General features: G+C 73.4%; 5 protein-coding genes. 1 reads left to right on the top strand and 4 read right to left on the bottom strand.

From position 1 onward, the window contains the following. A partial coding sequence (pth, locus tag WML84_RS13620) for an aminoacyl-tRNA hydrolase (protein WP_347346678.1) occupies positions 1-578 on the bottom strand: 578 nt, incomplete at its 3' end. Between the two features lie 99 nt (positions 579-677). Beyond that, a complete protein-coding gene (locus WML84_RS13615; RefSeq protein ID WP_347346677.1) occupies positions 678-1,286 on the bottom strand; it encodes a 50S ribosomal protein L25/general stress protein Ctc in 609 nt (202 codons plus the stop codon). A 219-nt stretch (positions 1,287-1,505) separates the two neighbouring features. On the opposite strand from WML84_RS13615, the gene WML84_RS13610 reads away from it, so the two are divergent. Beyond that, positions 1,506-1,628: a hypothetical protein gene (locus WML84_RS13610; RefSeq protein ID WP_347346676.1), complete on the top strand. Its 123-nt coding sequence runs from the start codon at positions 1,506-1,508 to the stop codon at positions 1,626-1,628. Positions 1,629-1,655: 27 nt separating this feature from the next. Here WML84_RS13610 and WML84_RS13605 read toward each other — a convergent pair whose 3' ends face one another. Together WML84_RS13605 and WML84_RS13600 are read right to left on the bottom strand one after the other, a co-directional pair. After that, a complete protein-coding gene (locus tag WML84_RS13605) occupies positions 1,656-3,203 on the bottom strand; it encodes a gluconokinase (protein ID WP_347346675.1) in 1,548 nt (515 codons plus the stop codon). Positions 3,204-3,215: 12 nt separating this feature from the next. Next, positions 3,216-3,901, bottom strand: a 686-nt coding sequence (locus WML84_RS13600) for a zinc-binding dehydrogenase (RefSeq protein ID WP_347346674.1), incomplete at its 5' end; no start/stop codon positions are given.

Raw genomic sequence — 3,901 nt, 5'->3', positions numbered from 1 at the left:
CGCGGCGCGTGGTGGCGCTGCTGCGCCGCGAGCAGTCCCTCGTCGATGAGCTGCTCCACGGCGTCGGCGGCGTCGCCGACGAGGTTCGGGAGCGCGGCGCGCTCGACCGACGAGAACGGGTCGAGCACCCAGTCGGCCGGGTCCTGGCGCCCCGGCGGGCGGCCGATCCCCACGCGCACGCGCGTGAAGTCGGGCGAGCCGAGCGCCTTGGCGACGTCGCGGACGCCGTTGTGGCCGCCGTGGCCGCCGCCCGTCTTGAGCTTGAGCGTGTCGAACGGCAGGTCGAGCTCGTCGTGCACGATCACGACCCGATCCGACGGGATGCCGTAGTACGCGGCCAGCGCCGACACCGGACCCCCCGACACGTTCATGAAGCTGTTGGGCTTGGCGAGCACGAGCTTCGGCCCGCCCGGGCGCAGCCACGTCTCGGCGACGCGGGCGTTCGCCCGGTGCGCGCGGAACGGCTCGCCGCGGCGCCCGGCGAGCTCGTCCACGACGAGCTGGCCGGCGTTGTGGCGCGTCAGCTCGTAGCGCGGACCGGGGTTGCCCAGGCCCACGACCAGCCACGTCTCGGCCATCGCTGTGCTCCCTTCGCCGTCCGCCTCCGCGGGCGACGGCTCCTCGGACAGCGGGGCCCGCCTCCCTCGACGGAAGACGGGCCCCATGCCTGATGCGTCCTACTCGCCGGCGGACTCGGCCTCGGCGGACTCGGCGCCCTCCTCGGCCTCGTCGGCCGCGGCACCGGCCGGCACCGAGATGGCCACGACGAGGACGTCGGGCTCGATCGCCAGGCTCGCGCCGCGCGGCAGCGAGAGCTCGGCCGCGGTGATGTGCGTGCCCTCCTCGAGGCCCTCGACGTCGACCTCGATGTGCTCGGGGATGTGGGTCGCCTCGACCTCGAGCGACACGCTCGGGGCGTCGAGGTTGACGATCGTGCCGGCGAACGGCTCGCCCGTGACGACGACGGGGACGTCGACCTGGATCTTCTCGCCCTTCTTGACCACGAGCAGGTCGATGTGCTCGATGACCTGGTGCACCGGGTCCTTCTGGACGTCCTTGACGAGCGTCAGCTGCGTGGTGCCGGCGACGTCGAGCTCGAGCACGACGTTGGCGCGGCGGACCAGCAGCGACATCTGGTGGCCGGGCAGGGCGACGTGCACCGGGTCGGTGCCGTGGCCGTAGATGACGGCGGGGATCTTGCCGGCGGCGCGCAGACGGCGGGCGAAGCCCTTGCCGAAGTTCTCGCGCAGCTCGGCCTGGACCTTGGTGTCGGTCTCGGTCGACATGGTTCTCTCCTTGCGGGCCGGAGGGCCCTGGGTGCGGTTCTGGATTCGACTCGAACGCGAACGTGAGGAAAGACCGGAGCCTGCATCACCGCGTCGATAACGGATGCCGCACCCACCGGATCACCGGCGGCACGAGGCATCCCTCGCCGAAGTTCGTCGCAAGTCTACCAGCGAGCCCGCTACGATGAGCACGTCACGATCGCGCCCGAAGGGGGAACCATGGAGTACGGCTTTCTTTCGCACGCGGTCGGCTGGCTGATCGCCCTCATGGCCCTGTGCACGACCGTCAGCGTCACCATCGCCTTCTGGACGATGGGCCGCCAGGCCTACCGCAAGGACTGACCGCGCCGGCGCGATGTCGCGCCGCCGTCAACCGTCGCCCGGCTCGTCGACGAGCGTCACCGGCAGCGACGGCGTGAGCCGACGGAGGCTCTGGAAGGTCGGCACGAGCTGACCGTACAGCTCCGCGAACACGGGCTCGAGCTGCCGGTACACGGCCGCGGTCGCGGGGTCGGGGCGCACGCTGTCCTGCACCGCGATGAGGTCGGCGGCGATGTCGATGGACTCGATCAGTCCGAGCGCCTCCATGCCCAGGAGCGCCGCGCCGAAGCCGGAGCCCTCCTGCCCCTCGGCGAAGTCGACGCGCATGTCGAGCGCGGCGGCCAGCACCGTGCGCCACAGCTCCGACTTCGTCACGCCGCCGGTCGCCCGCACCTGCGTGATCTCGAGCCCCGCCGCCTGCATCGACTGCATGACGAGGCCCAGCTGCAGGCAGACGCCCTCGAGCGCCGCACGGATGAAGTGCTCGCGCGAGTGCGCGCGGGTGATGCCGATGTAGGCCCCCTTCGGGAGCGCGCTCCAGTGCGGTGCGCGCTCGCTCAGGAGGTACGGGAGCATGACGAGCCCGCCGGAGCCGGGTCGCGCGCGGGCGGCGAGGGCGAGGAGCTCGCGCTCGCTGCCGGGGCCGAGCTCGGGCGCCACGAGCGTGCGCGCCCAGTCGAGCGTCGCGCCGCCGTTGTTGATCGCGCCGCCGACGACCCAGCGGTCCTCGGTGAGCGCGTAGCAGAACACGCCGCCCTGCGGGTCGACGGCGGGGTGGTCGACGGCCACGCGCAGCGCACCGCTCGTGCCGATCGAGCACGCGGCGACGCCCGGCTCGACCGCGCCCACGCCGAGGTTCGCGAGCGGGCCGTCGCCCGCACCCACGACGACCCTGGTGTCGGCGGGGAGGCCCATCGCCTCGGCCGCCTCGTCGGTGAGGCCGGGGAGCACGTGGCGCGTCGGGACGAGCTCGGGCAGCTGCTCCGGACCGATGCCGGCGAGCGCGAGCGCCTCGTCGTCCCACCGCAGCGTGTGGATGTCCATGAGCCCGCTCGCCGAGGCGAGCGAATGGTCGACCACGAGTGCGCCGCACATGCGCACGAGCACGAAGTCCTTGATGCCCGCCCAGAACGCGACCGACTCGTGCAGCTTCGGCTCCTGCTCGCGGAACCAGACGAGCTTGGGGAGCGGCGACATCGGATGAAGCGGCGTGCCGGTGCGGCGATGCAGGGCCAGCCCGCCGACGCTCGCTCGCAGCCGCTCGGCCTGGGCGCCGGCGCGCGTGTCGCCCCACGTGACCACGGGCGTGATCGGCCGGTAGTCGGCGTCGAGCCCGAGCAGGCTGTGCATGGCGGAGGAGAACGAGATGCCCGCGACGCGGTCGACGCCCACGTCGCGGACGACCTCGGCCGCGGCCGCGTAGGCGGCGGCGAGGATCGCCTGCGGATCCTGCACGGCGTAGCCCGGGTGCGGGGTCTCCAGCGGATAGCCGTGCGAGGCGCTGGAGACCTGCTCGCCGGCGGTCGTGAAGGCGACGGCCTTCGTGCTGGTGGTGCCGAGGTCCAGCCCGATGACGACGGGCGCGCTGTCGGTCATGTCCCGACCCGGTCAGCCGTCCTGGCCGAACGAGACCAGGACCTTCGACGACTGCGACGCGTCCGCGGCGATCTCGAACGCCTCGAGAGCGTCGGATGCCGGTCGCACATGGGTCACGATGCCCGACACGTCGAGCGAACCGTCGGCGAGCGCCGCGATGACGTCGTCGAACTCGTGGGCGAAGCGGAACGACCCGACGAGCGTGAGCTCGCGCGTGATGGCCGTCGCGAGGGGAGCCGGGACCTCCCCCGCGCGCTGCAGCCCCAGGAGGACCACGATGCCGCCGCGGGTCGCCGCCGAGATCGCCGCGGCGAGCCCCGGGACGGTGCCGCTGGACTCCACGACCACGTCGGCGTTCAGCGCCGCGATCCCTTCGGCGTCGCGCGCGTCGAGCGTGCGTGCGCCGCGGGCGGCGGCGATCTCGCGCGGCAGCGGATGCAGGTCGGTGGCCGCCACCCACGACGCGCCGTGGTGCTGCGCGACCGAGACGACGAGCTGGCCGATGGGGCCCGCGCCGATCACCGCGACGCTCTTGCCGCGGATGTCGCCGGCGCGCCCGAGGCCGTGCCACGCGACCGCGGCCGGCTCGGCGAGCGCGGCCGTGTGCAGGTCGAGTCCCTCGGGCAGCGCGTGCAGCATGCGGGCGGGGAGCGCCACGCGACGCGCGAACGCTCCCTGCGTGTGCGGCAGGTGCATCG

Origin of the sequence: Microbacterium sp. (assembly GCF_039812165.1) — a bacterium.
Classification (GTDB): domain Bacteria; phylum Actinomycetota; class Actinomycetes; order Actinomycetales; family Microbacteriaceae; genus Microbacterium.
The sequence above is the reverse complement of the archived record's forward strand: the minus strand, read 5'-3'. Positions and strand labels throughout refer to the sequence as shown.